The 15,762-nt window shown below is 43.6% G+C and carries 18 protein-coding genes; 12 read left to right on the top strand and 6 right to left on the bottom strand.

Going from position 1 to position 15,762, the window contains the following annotated elements; translation table 11 throughout:
* Positions 1-44 precede the first annotated feature (44 nt).
* Positions 45-1,142 carry an alpha/beta fold hydrolase gene (locus tag F894_RS09060; RefSeq protein WP_004645261.1) on the bottom strand — a complete coding sequence of 366 codons (1,098 nt, stop codon included), beginning with the start codon at positions 1,140-1,142 and terminating at the stop codon, positions 45-47.
* A 142-nt stretch (positions 1,143-1,284) separates the two neighbouring features.
* Here F894_RS09060 and F894_RS09055 point away from each other — a divergent pair, with 142 nt between their 5' ends.
* The 9 genes from F894_RS09055 to trpB all read left to right on the top strand — a co-directional run bounded on the left by F894_RS09055 (position 1,285) and on the right by trpB (position 8,991).
* Complete coding sequence (locus F894_RS09055) at positions 1,285-2,472, top strand: O-succinylhomoserine sulfhydrylase (RefSeq protein ID WP_005100072.1); 1,188 nt, start codon at positions 1,285-1,287, stop codon at positions 2,470-2,472.
* Between the two features lie 28 nt (positions 2,473-2,500).
* Positions 2,501-2,830 (top strand): YbaB/EbfC family nucleoid-associated protein, encoded by a 330-nt coding sequence (locus tag F894_RS09050; protein WP_004278699.1) that lies wholly within the window; start codon positions 2,501-2,503, stop codon positions 2,828-2,830.
* A 13-nt stretch (positions 2,831-2,843) separates the two neighbouring features.
* Positions 2,844-3,440, top strand: a complete 597-nt coding sequence (recR, locus tag F894_RS09045) for a recombination mediator RecR (protein WP_005247207.1) — start codon at positions 2,844-2,846, stop codon at positions 3,438-3,440.
* 178 nt (positions 3,441-3,618) lie between these two features.
* Complete coding sequence (locus F894_RS09040; RefSeq protein ID WP_005247206.1) at positions 3,619-4,761, top strand: ribonuclease D; 1,143 nt, start codon at positions 3,619-3,621, stop codon at positions 4,759-4,761.
* 130 nt (positions 4,762-4,891) lie between these two features.
* Entirely contained in the window at positions 4,892-5,197 is a 306-nt protein-coding gene (locus F894_RS09035) for a YcgL domain-containing protein (RefSeq protein WP_005247205.1), read from the top strand.
* A gap of 21 nt (positions 5,198-5,218) precedes the next feature.
* The gene (locus tag F894_RS09030; protein ID WP_005106668.1) at positions 5,219-5,602 is read left to right on the top strand and encodes a hypothetical protein; all 384 of its coding nucleotides are present in this window, start codon (positions 5,219-5,221) and stop codon (positions 5,600-5,602) included.
* A gap of 20 nt (positions 5,603-5,622) precedes the next feature.
* Positions 5,623-6,474: an AAA family ATPase gene (locus F894_RS09025; protein WP_004278691.1), complete on the top strand. Its 852-nt coding sequence runs from the start codon at positions 5,623-5,625 to the stop codon at positions 6,472-6,474.
* 13 nt (positions 6,475-6,487) lie between these two features.
* Positions 6,488-7,675, top strand: coding sequence for a vWA domain-containing protein (locus tag F894_RS09020; protein WP_005247204.1), 1,188 nt, complete (start codon positions 6,488-6,490; stop codon positions 7,673-7,675).
* A gap of 107 nt (positions 7,676-7,782) precedes the next feature.
* Positions 7,783-8,991, top strand: a complete 1,209-nt coding sequence (gene trpB / locus F894_RS09015; protein WP_005247203.1) for a tryptophan synthase subunit beta — start codon at positions 7,783-7,785, stop codon at positions 8,989-8,991.
* A 128-nt stretch (positions 8,992-9,119) separates the two neighbouring features.
* Here the strand turns inward: trpB and F894_RS09010 are convergent, their stop codons facing one another.
* From F894_RS09010 to F894_RS09000, 3 genes are all read right to left on the bottom strand, one after another.
* Positions 9,120-9,551: a CBS domain-containing protein gene (locus tag F894_RS09010; protein WP_005247202.1), complete on the bottom strand. Its 432-nt coding sequence runs from the start codon at positions 9,549-9,551 to the stop codon at positions 9,120-9,122.
* Positions 9,552-9,655: 104 nt separating this feature from the next.
* Positions 9,656-10,036 (bottom strand): DUF2750 domain-containing protein, encoded by a 381-nt coding sequence (locus F894_RS09005; protein ID WP_004645256.1) that lies wholly within the window; start codon positions 10,034-10,036, stop codon positions 9,656-9,658.
* Positions 10,037-10,187: 151 nt separating this feature from the next.
* Positions 10,188-10,421: an SEL1-like repeat protein gene (locus F894_RS09000; RefSeq protein ID WP_004278686.1), complete on the bottom strand. Its 234-nt coding sequence runs from the start codon at positions 10,419-10,421 to the stop codon at positions 10,188-10,190.
* Positions 10,422-10,645: 224 nt separating this feature from the next.
* Here F894_RS09000 and F894_RS08995 point away from each other — a divergent pair, with 224 nt between their 5' ends.
* Both F894_RS08995 and F894_RS14940 read left to right on the top strand, forming a co-directional pair.
* Positions 10,646-11,005: a hypothetical protein gene (locus F894_RS08995; protein ID WP_034436454.1), complete on the top strand. Its 360-nt coding sequence runs from the start codon at positions 10,646-10,648 to the stop codon at positions 11,003-11,005.
* 98 nt (positions 11,006-11,103) lie between these two features.
* Positions 11,104-11,427 carry a hypothetical protein gene (locus F894_RS14940; protein ID WP_004645254.1) on the top strand — a complete coding sequence of 108 codons (324 nt, stop codon included), beginning with the start codon at positions 11,104-11,106 and terminating at the stop codon, positions 11,425-11,427.
* Here F894_RS14940 and F894_RS08990 read toward each other — a convergent pair.
* Both F894_RS08990 and F894_RS08985 read right to left on the bottom strand, forming a co-directional pair.
* Entirely contained in the window at positions 11,351-12,925 is a 1,575-nt protein-coding gene (locus F894_RS08990; protein WP_005247199.1) for a M16 family metallopeptidase, read from the bottom strand. The two genes, F894_RS14940 and F894_RS08990, sit on opposite strands and share 77 nt — an antisense overlap.
* A complete protein-coding gene (locus F894_RS08985) occupies positions 12,925-14,334 on the bottom strand; it encodes a M16 family metallopeptidase (RefSeq protein WP_005247198.1) in 1,410 nt (469 codons plus the stop codon). Before F894_RS08985 ends, F894_RS08990 begins: the two co-directional genes overlap by 1 nt.
* Before the next feature lie 177 nt (positions 14,335-14,511).
* Between F894_RS08985 and ftsY the strand changes: the two genes are divergently transcribed.
* The gene (ftsY, locus tag F894_RS08980) at positions 14,512-15,615 is read left to right on the top strand and encodes a signal recognition particle-docking protein FtsY (protein WP_005247197.1); all 1,104 of its coding nucleotides are present in this window, start codon (positions 14,512-14,514) and stop codon (positions 15,613-15,615) included.
* Positions 15,616-15,762: the final 147 nt, after the last annotated feature.

Genomic DNA, 15,762 nt, shown 5'->3' with positions numbered 1-15,762 from the left:
TCTATTGATAATTTTTAATATTTTTCTGGTGCGAGAAATCTGCTTTAAGCATCAAGACGTGTGGAGCGCTGCACCAGCCAGGTCGTCATTTTTGGCCAGAATGTATTGGCTGTTTTCTGGTTCGACATTAGTCCAAGATGACCACCCGGTATAAGAGTAAACGTCTTATCCTGGCTACTTGTCAATTCCATCAAAGGCTTAGCTGACTGTTCTGTGACAATCTGGTCGGTTTGACCTGCACCTACCAATAGGGAGCAGCTGATATTTTTAAGATCAACAATACGACCATCTAAAGTGATAGAACCGTATTTTAAAGGATTTTGCAGCCATAAATGCAGAACCATGTCCTGATTAATCCCGCCCGGATAATCGATCATCTTGTTCAGGAAATTCCCCATGGTGGCATGTTCATAGACATCTTCGACATGATCCAGATTCAGCAAAAACTGCTTCTGGCTTTTTAGCCAGCCAATCGGATCAAGTAATTTAAAGCCCAAGGCATTTACAATACCCGGTGTATGAATATATTGCTTCGGGATCAATCCTTGATGAATGGCCTGTTGCAAATTCTTATTTTTAGAAATCAGTTTATTGGTCGTAGAAAAAAGTTTGCCGACACGTCCTGACGCATAACTGTCGATAGGACTGCCCACCACGATCAGATTCTTGACATGTTCAGGCGAATGCAGGGCTGTATAGAGCGTGACAAACACCCCAGCCATACTCCAGCCGTGTAAGGAAATGAACTGACTGCCTGAATGCTTGCAGATAGTTTCAATGGATTGAGGAATGGCTGCATCGATAAAAGATAAAAAATTCAGGTGACGGTGCTTAAAGTTAAAGCGTTTCCATTCCACCAGATAGACATCAAAACCGCTATGCTGAAAATGCTTGACCAGAGAGCGATAAGGATACAGATCATAGATATCCATATTAATGGCTAACGGTGCGATGAAAACCAGAGGCTCCTTATATTTTTTCTCAGGTGAAGCGTAATAACGAATCTTGCAAAACTCGGTGCCGGCAATATATTCAAAAGGGGTTTTTTGCGACAGGATCAGTGAGGAGGCATTAAACACCCGGGTGCTGAGGTGTTTCAATTTTTTTTGCTGGCGCTGAAAGTTTTGTTTTAACTGAATCATGTAAATAAAATATCCGTATCCGCGGGAGGATTGATCGAAGTCTAAGCAATAATCGCTTATTATGCCTTGACCTGAAATAGCTTAGGCGCTCAAAATGTTGGCAAATTTTTACAAAAGGCAGCCTGAGGGCTGAGGTAAAGCGATGAGCCAGCAAGACGATATTTCTTACCAATTAGAAACTTTAGCCATTCGTACCGGTCATACCCGCACTTTTGAAGGTGAGCATGGCGAACCGATTTTTCTAACATCGTCTTTTGTGTATGAAAATGCTGCAGAAGCCGCAGCTAAATTCTCAGGCCAGGAGCCGGGCAATATCTATTCTCGCTTTACCAATCCGACCGTTGCCATGTTTGAAAAGCGTCTGGCTGCACTTGAAGGTGCAGAGCGCGCCGTCGCCACCAGTTCGGGTATGGCAGCCATTATGGCAGTGATGATGGCATTCTTAAAAGCCGGCGATCATGTGATTTGTTCACGTGCAGTCTTCGGTTCTACGGTTTCCATGTTTGAAAAATATGTCGCAAAATTTGGTGTCAGTGTTGATTTCGTCGATTTGACTGATCTTGATGCATGGAAAAATGCCATCAAGCCTGAAACTAAAATTCTCTTTGTTGAGTCTCCATCGAATCCTTTAGCAGAAGTAGCTGATATACAGGGACTCGCCGATATTGCGCATGCCAATGATGCTTTATTGGCGATTGATAACAGCTTCTGTACACCGGTGTTACAACAACCAATCAAATTTGGTGCAGACCTGGTGGTGTATTCTGCGACTAAATATCTGGATGGTCAGGGCCGTGCCTTGGGTGGTGCAGTGGTAGGTAATCATAAGCTGCTGGAAGAAATCTTCGGCTATGTCCGTACCACCGGCCCGTCAATGAGCCCATTCAATGCCTGGGTTTTTCTAAAAGGCTTGGAGACACTACGTTTGCGTATGCGTGAACATTCAGCAAGTGCACAGCAATTGGCTGAATTTTTGAACCAGCATCCAAAAGTGGAAAAAGTATATTATGCGGGCTTGCCTGAACATGTCGGTCATGAACTGGCAGCCAAACAGCAGAGCGGTTTTGGCGGTATTGTGTCTTTTGAAGTCAAAGGTGGCCGTGAGGAAGCATGGACTGTCATCGACAATACCCAGTTTATCTCGATTACCGGTAATTTGGGCGATGTGAAATCGACCATTACCCATCCGGCAACCACGACACATGGTAAATTGTCGCCTGAAGCCAAAGAAGCTGCCGGTATTCGCGAAGGTTTGATTCGCGTATCTGTTGGTTTGGAAGAGATTGGTGATATTATCCAGGATATTCGTCGCGGTTTAGACCTGATTTAATTTTATAAATTTATGTTCGGAGATATTTATGAACATTAACATGTTGATGCAGCAAGCTCAGCGCATGCAGAAAGAAGTTGAAAACAACGTAAAAAAAGCCAAAGAAGAGCTTGCGCAAACTGAAGTGCATGCCGAGGCGGGTGGCGGTCTGGTGAAAGTAACCATGACTTGCCGTAACGTAGTGAAGCGTATCGAAATCAATCCTGAATTACTTCAGGATGATCCAGACATGATCGAAGACCTGATTGCAGCAGCAATGAATGATGCAGCACGTCAGGCAGAAGTGGTATCTGACGAAAGAATGAAAGCAGCGAACTCAGGTATGGGTTTACCGCCTGGTCTTGCAGGTATGTTCTAAGGAAGAATGCGCAATGTTTAGTGATCGTTTTGATCAACTCGTTCAAGCATTACGCATTTTGCCAAGCGTTGGGCCGAAATCGGCTCAACGTATGGCATTGCATATGATCATGAAAAATCGTGAGGGTGCTATTGGTCTGGCACATGCACTGACTGAAGCCACCAATCACATTCATGAATGTTCAGTTTGTCATTCTCTGACTGAAGATGAAGTCTGCAATATCTGTACTTCGCTGGATCGCGATGATGAGTTGCTCTGTGTAGTGGAATCACCTGCAGATGTCATGGCGATTGAGCAAAGTGGCAGCTTCAGAGGTAAATATCATGTATTGGGCGGGCATCTGTCACCACTCGATGGTATTGGACCAGAAGAAATCGGTATTCCCTACTTATTGCATCGTTTGGCCAATGGTCAGGTGAAAGAAGTGATTCTGGCGACCAATGCCACGGTAGAAGGACAGGCCACGGCGCATTATCTGGTTGAGGCCAGTAAACATTTGCCGATCCAGATGACCCGAATTGCCCAGGGCGTACCGCAAGGTGGTGAGCTGGAATATGTCGATAGTCATACCTTGAGTCAGGCAGTACATAACCGGATGCGCATGAAGTAAGTTAAGCTTAAATATCTTGTTAGTTTTAATATAAAAAAGATATTAATTAGAATATAAAACCTGATAAGTAAGCGCCATTTTTTAGGAAATAGGGCAGAATTGGCGTTATTTTTTATACAAAAATTCTATAGATCAGTTAATATGGATCTATCGAGAATCTAATCTTAGACTCAGTTCTATGTTTCAATTTATTCAACATCAAAACGACTTAACTCATGTACTGAAGCTGATGGATCAGAATTCAGTGTATGGGCTGGATACCGAGTTTATCAAGGTTGATACCTTATGGCCTAAGCTGGGTGTTTTTCAGATTAACGTAGACAACAAGGTCTATTTGTTGGATGGAACCACGCTGGATCTGACTGAGTTCCTTAATAAAATTTTTAACGCACAGCAGAATATTTTTCATGCCTGTAGTGAAGATATCGATCTGATCTATCACTATACCCAGAAGAAATCGCTGAGTAATGTGTTTGATACCCAAGTTGGCATGTCATTTTTGGGGCATGGTCTGCAAGTCAGCTATCAAAATGCATTGAAGCAGATGCTGGAAGTCGATATCGAAAAAGACCAGACCCGTTCTGACTGGCTGGCGCGTCCACTCAGTTCCGAACAGTTGCTCTATGCTGCCAATGATGTGCATTATCTGGTGCAACTGTCAGAGAAAATCAAACGGGATCTGGAGTCGAAAGATCTGCTGGATTTTGCCTTGCAAGATTGCCGTTTTCTGACTCAGGAAATTGGCGAAGATACCCCAACTGCCTTGTTGTATCAGGATGTCGGCAATTACCGGCATTCACGCCGTCAGCTGATGCAATTGCAGCAATTAATGGTTTGGCGTGATCAGATTGCCAAAGCACTAAATCAGCCACGCAGTTTTATTTTAAAAAATGCCAGCATGATTGATCTGGTGGAAAAATTCCCGCGCAATAATTTCCAGCTGAGTCATGTGAAAGACATTCGTTCGAATGTGGTTCGTGAGCATGGCAAAACCATTTTAGATTTACTGAAATTCCTGCCGGAGCCGGCAAACTGGCCTTTACGTCTGGCACGTCCAATTCGCCATTCTTCCAAAGATATCGGCGAAAAAATTGATTCAATTATTCAGAATGTCGTCAATGAAACCTCAATTCCTAAAGAAGTCCTGATGCGTAAGAAATGGCTGAATGCCTTGTATCAGCATGTAGTCTTTCATAAGGACGAGCAGGATCTGCCGGATTATCTACTGGGCTGGCGCTATGAATTGCTAACTCAGCCATTGATACAGGTCTTGCATCAGGATGAATCTTATCTGTCTACTCAGATGAAAGTCAGCGAGTGATTGCTCACAGGATTGGTTAAAGAAAAAGCAATTATACAAATTCACGACTGATGCATGAGATGTGGCTAATGTTTCTGTCTTTTTTTTGATGTATCCTTGCGGTTGTTTTTCCAGAAAAGTCGTTTGAAATATGCAAGTGTCTATCTACAAATCCAGTAAAAAAAGTGAAATGTATCTGTATGTGGCGCGTCCTGCGAATGAAAGCGAAGCTGAAACATTCGAACCGTTAAGCGTTCTGTCAGAAGCCGTGCAAATAGCATTTGGACGTGCGACTTTTGTTATGCATCTTGAACTGAGCGAATCACGTAAACTGGCACGTGCCAATGTCTTGCATGTCATGGATTCGATTGAAACTCGCGGTTTCTTTTTACAAATGCCTCCAGAAGGCTTGATTGATCCAAATGCAGTTGCACCAGAAGGTCTACGCGGTGCTTAATGTTGATTCAGGAGTTGTGAAATGAATGGTTATGTGGCTGTATTAGACTCAATTCCTGAACAGAGCATTGCCGTAGCAGTTTATCTGCTCGGCAGCCTGATTGCTTTATGGTGCTGGTATGGCGTGACCAAACGCCTGCCTAAACCTATGGGCGGTTTTTTGTGGATTGTGGCCTTTGCCATTCTGCTAACACCGACGGTATCCGAGGGGGCGAATGCATCCATTGCACCCGCGATCTTTGGTCTGTTATTTGGGGTGCTAACCAAAGAGCAATCCCTGGTTTGGATTAATGCGTCACTTATTTTATTTGTCATTGGGATTGGATCTGTGATTGGCTATTGCTGGTCGACCTATGTGTCGAACAAAAGCAATATTCGTGTTCACGAGAAAAGTTCACCGCTGTAAGTAAAAAATAAGGTTCAATCATGTCTGCTGATATTCAACAATTTTCAGGTACCGATCAGTACATTGCGACTGACAGTTTAAAACTTGCGGTGAAAGCTGCACGCAGTTTGCAAAAACCGTTGCTGGTCAAAGGTGAGCCGGGTACAGGTAAGACTTTGCTGGCCGAGCAAGTCGCAGAAAGTCTGGGTTTGAAGCTGATCACCTGGCACATCAAGTCTACTACCAAAGCACAGCAAGGCCTGTATGAATACGATGCCGTATCCCGCTTGCGCGATAGTCAGTTGGGTGATGACCGTGTCTATGACATCAAGAACTACATCAAGCCGGGTAAATTATGGGAAGCGTTTACCAGTGAAGAGCGCTGTGTCCTGTTGATTGATGAAATTGATAAGGCAGACATCGAGTTTCCAAATGACTTGCTGCATGAACTCGATAAAATGTCGTTCTATGTGTACGAGACTGGCGAGACCATTACGGCAACTCAGCGCCCAATCGTGATCATTACCTCAAATAATGAAAAAGAATTGCCAGATGCTTTCCTGCGTCGTTGCTTCTTCCATTACATCGAATTCCCGGATGAAGCCACCATGCGTGAAATCATCGATGTGCATTTTGCCAATATCTCGACCACATTGGTCAATGAGGCTTTGCAAGTCTTCTTTAAATTACGTCAGATTCCGGGTTTAAAAAAACCACCTTCAACTTCTGAACTGATCGACTGGCTCAGCCTGCTTATGGCTGACGACATGCCGGAAGATATTCTGCGCAATACTGATAAATCCAAAGCAATTCCGCCCCTGTACGGCGCATTAATCAAGAATGAGCAAGATGTGCAGTTGCTCGAACGTCTAGCATTTATGTCACGTCGTTAAGGGAGAAACACGCATGTTTGTGCGACTGTTTTATACCTTACGCAAATACGGCGTGCCGGTATCGACCCGCGAACTGATTGACCTCAATCAGGCAGTTGCCGCAGGACTGGTCTTTGCCGATCAGGACGAGTTCTATCAGCTTGCCAAAACTATAATGGTCAAGGACGAGCGCTATTTCGACAAGTTCGATCGCGCCATGAAAGACTATTTTGATGGTATCGCGACCTTTGATCTGGATGAGCTGCTAAATCAGGTGCATAAGCTGCCCAAAGACTGGTTTGATCTGGAGTTGCTGGAAAAGCATTTGACCCCGGAGCAGCGCGAAGAGCTGAAAAAAGCCGGATCGCTGGAAGAACTGATGAAAATGCTAGAAGAGCGTCTGCGCGAACAGCATAAAAAACATCAGGGCGGCAACAAGATGATTGGTACCGGTGGCACTTCACCCTTTGGTGCCTATGGCGATCATCCTGAAGGTGTGCGTATTGGCGGGCCGGGGCGTAAGCGTTCTGCGGTGAAAGTCTGGGAGCAGCGTCAATACCGCAATCTGGACGATGAGCAGATTTTGGGTAGCCGCCAGATGCAGATGGCATTGCGCCGTTTGCGTAAGTTTGCCCGTCAGGGTGCAGCCGAAGAACTGGATATTGATGGTACGATTCGTGAAACGGCTAAGCAGGGTATTCTGGATGTACAACTGATGCCGGAGCGTCGTAACCGCATCAAAGTTTTAATGCTGTTCGATGTCGGTGGTTCGATGGATGCGCATATTGCCCAGTGTGAAAAGTTGTTCAGTGCTGCGAAAACCGAATTCAAAACCCTGGAATATTTTTATTTCCATAACTGTCTGTATGACTATGTCTGGAAAGACAATGTCCGTCGTTCCAGTTCACGTATGAATACCTGGGATTTGTTCAATACCTATGGGCGCGATTATCGCGTGATTGTAGTCGGTGATGCCAGCATGGCACCCTATGAGCTGAATTCTGTCGGTGGTTCGGTTGAATATATGAATGATGAGGCTGGGCAAGTCTGGTTGCAGCGTCTACGTCAGCATTTTGATAAAACCGCTTGGCTGAATCCTGAAGAAGAAAAATACTGGCATTACACCCATACGATTGGTCTGATCCAGCAAATATTTGAAAATCATATGTTTCCAATGACGCTGAAAGGCATTGAAGACATGACTAAATATCTGGCGCGTTAATTCCATTTATCTATAAGTGACTTTAGTTAGAGTTATTAGTGATTTAAAAAAAATTATTCTAGTATAAAGTCACTCATTATCTCTTATTTAAAATTTCAGGCATGATTATGGCTCATCAAATTAATGGTATTGCGTTACCGAATGAAGAGGGTTTTTTTGGTCAGTATGGCGGTCAGTTTATTCCACCCGATCTGAAACAGGCCATGGATGATATTAATGTGGCCTATCAGGAAATTCGTCAAACTGAAGAATTTCAGAATGAATTGAAAGACCTGTTTGCCCATTATGTCGGTCGCCCAAGTCCTTTATTTCATGCCAAACGTCTTTCTGAACAGCTTGGCAGTGCGCAGATTTATCTGAAACGTGAAGATCTGAACCATACCGGCGCGCACAAAATCAATCACTGTCTCGGTGAGGCTTTACTTGCCAAATATATGGGTAAAACCAAAGTCATTGCAGAAACAGGCGCAGGACAGCATGGTGTCGCACTGGCAACTGCATGTGCCTTGGTGGGTATCCCATGTGAAATTCATATGGGGCAGGTGGATATTGAAAAAGAGCATCCAAACGTCGTCAAGATGAAAATTCTGGGTGCCAAACTGATCTCTGTGACTCGCGGTACAGCCACACTCAAAGATGCAGTCGACAGTGCTTTTGAAGAATATTTAAAAGACCCGAAAAACTACATCTATGCCATTGGTTCGGTAGTCGGGCCGCATCCATTCCCGATGATGGTGCGTGATTTTCAGTCGATTATTGGCGATGAAATTAAAGTTCAGGCCAATGAGCGTTTTGGTGCAAATCCTGATTATGTTGTTGCCTGTGTCGGTGGTGGTTCTAATGCAGTAGGCGCATTCACTGCATTTTTAAATGAACCAGATGTGAAACTGGTAGGTGTAGAGCCTGCCGGACATGGTCTGGATACTGACAAGCATTCAGCAACCTTGACTTTAGGTAAGCCGAGCCAGTTACATGGGATGGCCTGTTATGTGCTAGAAGATGAGCAGGGTGAACCTTTGCCAGTGCATTCAATTGCTTCTGGTCTGGATTATCCGGGTGTGGGTCCGCAGCATAGCTTGTTGAAAGATTTGGGTCGGGTGGAGTACACCACTGCGACCGATCAGGAATGTCTAGATGCATTCATGACCCTTTCACGTGTAGAAGGAATTGTTCCTGCACTAGAAAGTTCGCATGCGGTGGCTTGGGCCATTCGTGAAGCGGGTAAATTGCCAAAAGATACCAAGATTGTGGTGAACTTATCGGGTCGTGGTGATAAAGACTCAGATTACGTCGCAAAAAAATTAGGTCTAAACTGATTGTATTCAGAAGGTTCATATAAAAAATCCCGGTACACGTACCGGGATTTTTTATGCATCAGATATAAAACTTTATTTTGTATTACTTAAGTGATCTTCAAATGCCTTAGAGAAAGCTAGATGATGTTTTAACCTGAGATATATTGCTGTAACTGTTCAATCAATTTGCGTTGGTCATCCATGGCGGCCTTGACCAAATCCCCAATTGAAATCAGACCGATCAGTTTTTCATGTTCGACCACAGGTAAGTGGCGTAGGTGGCGTTCAGTCATCAGAGATAAACAGTCTTCTACGGTAGTAGCTGTATTTACGGTAATCACTTTAGAGGTCATGATCTCATTAACAGTGGTGTCGAATGAGGTTCTTTGCATCAGCGCGATCTTACGGGTGTAATCCCGCTCTGATAAAATCCCCACCACGTTGTCTTCATGGGTTACCACAAGCGCCCCGATTCCTTTATCCGCCATCAAGGTGATGGCTTCTAAAACAGTAGAATCTGGACGGATGGTATAAATAGCTTGATGCATTTTTTCACTGAGCACCTGTGCCACATTGGTCATGCTTAATCATCCTTATTGGTTAATTTATTATTAATCCTAGAGTATGTATTCAACCTGAACATCTCTAAGTGTTTAGGTTTTAGTCTTTATAAATAGCATGTTATTTAAGCAATGTGCAGTCTTTGTTGCGAAAAAAACAGATGACGCATCTGTGCAGCAGTCAGTTTGAGTTTGGTTCCATTGGTGTTGAACAGGGCTGGCGTAACATTCAGTCGCGACAGGGTCGGCAATAATGCATTTTCAAAATCTTCAGAATTGATTTTACGCGGGATGTAATCCGGCCAATGCTGCTGGGCATAATTTTTAGCATCCAGCGGATTGAGCCAGAATGGGAAGATGCAGTCTTCCTGGTCACGCATCATCGCCCAGCCTTGGTGATATGCGCCCCATAGCTCGCCACAATTCATCAAAGATTTAAGCATCGTGATCTTTAACAGAAAGTTTTTGCAGATCGGATCAAATTGAATAATTTTTCGTGGTTTCATTAGAATAAAGTGCTATTGGAGTTCAGGCTCTATTCTAGAAACTTTATATGAAATTACTGTTTCAGCTTTGCAAGGATTCGTAAGAAAATATGTATTGATTGCTACTTATTGAAAAAAGGGCATAAAAAAACGCCACCTAGGTGACGTTTCTTTATGCTTGCATGGTGGCCATGTTCTGCCAGTACTGGGCTTTGAGTGAATCTCGTTCTACACGGAAACCTTGATAATAAAGTTCTGCTAAAAAAAGCGCTGCTTTACCATGGCCAGCACGAGCGGCTTCTTCAAGCTGTTTTACTGCATCAGCAAAGTTCATTTGCGATTGAATGGTATTCACGGCATCTGCGTACAGATGTTCCAGATCGTGTTGAGAGAGTTGTTGTATCATATAAAAACTCCTTAATTTTAATTATGATTACAGGATAGACTATTTAGTCTAAATACAAATATAAATTAGTATTGTTAAACTAATATTACAAAATAATGGAAAAGTCAACTATTCGATTTTATTTGTTTACTTAAGTTATAGTTTAACTGATTAAACTATACACAACTATAAATATTATTAAGCTACATTGTAAATGGATAGCAAACAATAAGGAGAAGGCCATGATGACAAGAACTTTAGATGGTGTGAAATTTGATATGCCTCCGACTGCAGGTCAAATTATGGAACTTGCCGATTTGCATCGTAAAAAACTCGATCAAGCTATATTCAGTAAACATACCCATCTGGGTGATTATGGACTGGCACAACGTAAAGAAGTCTACGACTTTACCCGTGCGCTGGATGAAAACCAGCGTGAGCAGTTTTATAAGCTTTATAATGGTGAGCTGGTCCGCATTGCAGATGAGGATCGTCTGCATCCGCCTGAAGCAGAAGCGGGTTTAAGTAAATTTGCAATTGCACTGGTATTGCTTGTTGTTGCATTGGTGCTGTATTCAACAATTATTACCAGAATCATGAATTAGTCCTCGAAATAGCAGGATTCAGCTCTTATGAATATTCAGTGCGCTGACTTGAACTTATGTAACTGCGACCATACACTACCTCTAACCTGAGGTAGTGTATGTCTATAGATACAGAAAAACTAAGCCAATTTTTCAGCAGAATCAAACTGGAACAGATTTATAACAGTGTGGTTATTTTTATTATTGCGATCATTCTACTTTTAGCCGCATTTGCTCTATATCGTCCGTTGAGCATTGCTCAAGTCACCCAGATTCAGCAACTGTCTAAACAGCAAAACCTTCCCCAAACTCAGGATATGGCACTCGCTTTATTAGAGCAGCAGCATATCCGTCGTGGGCAATATCTTAAATTGATGCAGGCTTATCAGCAGGAATCACTTCGGGCACGTCAGCTTCCGCCGGTCTCTGTGGAGATGCCTTAGGCATAGGGTTTGTTGGTAAGTAATAATTGGCATCCATTAAATTTCGCTCCAAACGCATTTTCAAGGCATTTTGATCCAGTTCTTTGTTGACGACGACTAGGGTTAAGTGATCAGGATGAAAATGCTTGCGCACTGCATTTTGTACATCTGCCGCTGTGATTTTAGCCAAGCGTTCTGGATAACTGGATAAATAATCAGTTTGCTCACTATAAAAACCCATATTGCCTAGCTGGGCATTAATGGTGGCATTACTGCTGTAATTATTAGGAAAAGCACGTAACATGCCTGCTTTGGTTTCTTCCAGACGCTGAGTATCAATAGGTTGGCTGACAAAGTGGATAAATGCTTGATGTGCGACCTGAATGCTGTCTAGCAGTTGATCCTGACGCGTGGAATACTTAAAGCTGAATACGCCGGGTGCCTGACTAAAGCTCAATGAACTATAAGCGCCATAAGTAAAACCACGTTTCACCCGTAGTTCCTGCATCAATACTGCATTAAATCCGCTACCGCCAAACATGCGATTGGCGACTTCTAAAGCCAGTTTATCTTCAGTAAAGCGGGTTGGGCCTAAATGCCCAAAAGTGACATGCGCCTGAGACGAGTTATAGGGTAGATGTACCACTTCAAAACCAGATTGAATTTCAGGCTGTGGCAATGCTTCTGCTTTTTGCCCTTGAGGTAAGTTGCCGGCAATTCGTTCAGACAGTTCGAGTGCCTGTTTCGGGCTGAGTTTGCCAGTAATGGCAATATTCATATTTTGCGCCACCAAAAACTGATCACGAAATTTTTTCAATAATTCTGCGTTAATTTTCTTGGTGCTGCCTTGGGTGCCGCTGATTGGTTCTGCATAAGGGTGCTGACCATATAAAGCGCGATAAAAACGGATATCCGTGAGTCGGCTTGGATTTTCCTGCAGCTGTTTTTGTCCCACTTGCGTATTGCTTAAAGCCAGATTAATGCTAGACGTTTTAAATGACGCATTCTTGACAACCTCCATCAGCATGCCCAATGCGGGTTCCAGTTTTTCCGGGTCTGAAAGCGTACGCAGACGAACCACAAACATATCCCGATAGGCTTGTACGCTGAATTGTGCTCCGGTTTGGTCAAAAACTTCCGCCACCTGATTTGCGCTATATTTGTCGGTTCCTTCACGCATCAACTTGGCTGCCATATTGGATAGACCATATAGGCCTTTGGCAATTTCCTGATCACGGGCCGAACCGGCATTAAAGGTCAGCTGGATATCTACCATGGGAAGATCTTGCGTTTCAACAAACAGCGTGCGTACTTTGTAGCGATTGTTTAGATCATGAATATAAGGCGCCTGAAAATCCCGTTGCTGATTAATATTTTTTAAGCTTTGCAGCAAAGGGATAGACTGTAACTGACTCGGATTATCATTTTGGTTAGGCTGGGGATCCAGATAGTTTTCTGCATGGGTAGCCGAGCTAAGACTTAAAATTGAAATAAGCAAAAATGAACGAAGTTGAAGCATTATAATCCCCGTTGCTGGGTGTTTTGTTCAGGAGAGAGATAAAGCGTGCTGAGATTTTCACGTACAAAATAGGCGTTTGCGACACGCTGGATATCCTGAACGCTGACACTTTCAAAGTGTTTCGGTAATTCATCCATCAGGCGATAACTCAAGCCATTGACCTCTAGATTTCCAATCATTTTGGCTTGTCCGGCAATATCATCCTGGCTATAGATCAAATTGGAAATAAAGCGGGTACTGATACGATCCACTTCCTGTTGGGTTATGGCGGTAGTTTTGAGTAAATCCACTTCATCCTGAATTGCTTGTTGTGCCTCTTGTAAAGAGATACCCGGCGCAGGTAAGGCAGAAATACCAAACAGGCTGTCGCCGCGATTATAGGGATCATAAGAAACGCTGACAGAGGTCAGAATTTTACGCTCACGTACCAAACGGTCTTGCAGGCGCGAAGAAATGCCACTGTCCAAAAGACTGCGAATAATGGTCAAGGCATAAGCATCTTGGGGGTTTTTGGCAGTGCCAAGGGATTTTACATTCCAGGTCATGTACAGATTGGGCACATGAACATTGCTATTAATCTCCATATGCCGATAGCCTAAGCGTTCAAACTCCAGTACATCATTGCGTGCTGGTGTTGGGCGTGCGGGAATGTCAGCAAAATATTTTTGTACCTGAGCCAAAGCAGCTTCAGATTCTACATTTCCAACAATCACCAGAATGGCATTATTCGGACTGTACCAATCCCGATACCATTTTTTGACATCATTCAACTGAATATTATTCAGAGTTTTCATGTGTCCAATCACCGGCTGACGGTAGTGGCTGGTCGGATAACTGATCCATTTAAACCGTTCAAAGGCTTGCGCACGCGGATTGTCATCGGTGCGCTGGCGCCGTTCTTCCATGACGACTTTAATTTCTGGCTCGAAGTCCTGCTGCCGCAATAATAAATTGCTCATACGGTCAGACTCAAGTTCCAGGGCCATAGGAAAATAGGCCTTAGGATACAGCTGATAATAATTGGTGTAATTGGTAAAGGTGGCCGCATTGATACTGCCGCCATAAATCCGGCTAAGACGGGTAAATTCATCATTTGGGACTTTATGAGTGCCTTTGAACATCATATGTTCAAGTGCATGGGATACCCCCAGAATATTTCCGGATTCATCACTACTGCCGACTTTGTACCAAATTTGTGTCATTACCATGGGCGCACGATGGTCTTCCCGAATAATGACTTTTAAACCGTTACTTAAAGTGGTTTCAAAAGTAGTCCGTGACAATTCGCTTCGGGTTTGTGCCTGAACCGAGTTAAAACTCAGGCTAAGCAAGACTGCTGCACCGAGTGGATAAAGCGTCTGTTTGATCATTTGCGAGAAAGAGGAGATAGTCAAAAAGGTGATGAACACTAGATCTCCTGAAATAGGCGTTTGTATTTAGAGTTATTTTTAATAAATGCGTGCTTGAAAGCAACCGAGAGCTGTAGCTTTTTGGTATGTTTGTCCAGCATTTGCATTGCTAGCTGCAAAGCAGGCAAGTTATGGTAGAATCTGGGTTTTTAACGCAATGCTTTTCAAGGATTCGGCATGCAACAGCAATCTAATGGGCAAAACAAATTTTTGATTGATGCTGATATCGGAGATGATGATGTCACATTACCGAGCTTACCTGCGGTCAATGTGCCTATCGTAGAAACGCCAAGCGAAACCGTTGTGGTTTCTGCACCTGTCGAAACAGAAAATGAAAATGAAGATTCTGCGGCGAAAGGTGGCTTCTTTAGCCGTATGAAAGTGGGTTTAACCAAAACCCGTAAAAACCTTGCCGATGGGATGGTAAATATCCTGATTGGTGGTAAAGAAATTGATGATGAATTATTAGAAGAAGTCGAAGAGCAGCTTCTGGTGGCTGATATTGGCGTGGAAGCAACCAAGACCATTATCGCTAACCTGACTGAACGTACGGCACGTGGTGATTTGATCTATTCGCATTCACTCTATAAAGCGCTTCAGGAAGAACTGGTGGCTTTATTGGCACCACGGGTAAAACCGCTGCATATTGATCCGAATAAATCGCCTTATGTGATTCTGGTAGTTGGTGTGAATGGTGTCGGTAAAACGACTACCATTGGCAAGTTGGCAAAGCGCCTGCAAGGTGAAGGCAAGACCGTCATGTTGGCAGCAGGCGATACTTTCCGTGCGGCTGCAACTGAACAGCTCCAGATCTGGGGTGAGCGTAATAATATTGCGGTTGTTGCTCAGGGTCATGGTGCTGACTCAGCTTCAGTGATTTTCGATGCTTTTGAAAGTGCGCGTGCCAAAGGTGTGGATGTATTGATTGCAGACACAGCGGGTCGTTTGCATAACAAAGGTCATCTGATGCAGGAATTGACCAAAGTCAAACGTGTGATGCAGAAAATTGATGCAACTGCACCGCATGAAGTGATGCTGGTGGTGGATGCCGGAACTGGCCAGAATGCGATTAATCAGGTGGAAATGTTTGATGAAGCAGTCGGTCTGACGGGTCTGACCATTACCAAACTGGATGGCACGGCCAAAGGTGGGGTACTGTTTAATATTGCCAGTCGTACTCATGTGCCGATTCGCTTTATTGGTGTGGGTGAAAAAATTGATGACTTGCGTCCATTCTCTGCCAAATCTTTTGTTGCTGCATTATTTGAAACTGAAAAATAAATAATGCGCAATGCTTCACACAAACTCCGCCAAGTGCGGAGTTTGTTGTTTTTGGCTGGTTTGAGTGTTGTAAAAATCAACAGCAAAACCACCACTAAATCTGCCTATCTTAATAAAGGCCTTATAATTGTAGGGGATTCTCTAAGC

It is taken from the genome of Acinetobacter sp. CIP 51.11 (genome assembly GCF_000369665.1).
In the GTDB taxonomy this organism is placed as follows: domain Bacteria; phylum Pseudomonadota; class Gammaproteobacteria; order Pseudomonadales; family Moraxellaceae; genus Acinetobacter; species Acinetobacter lwoffii_S.
Note: the sequence above shows the minus strand (reverse complement) of the source record. Positions and strands in the feature narration are given on the sequence as shown.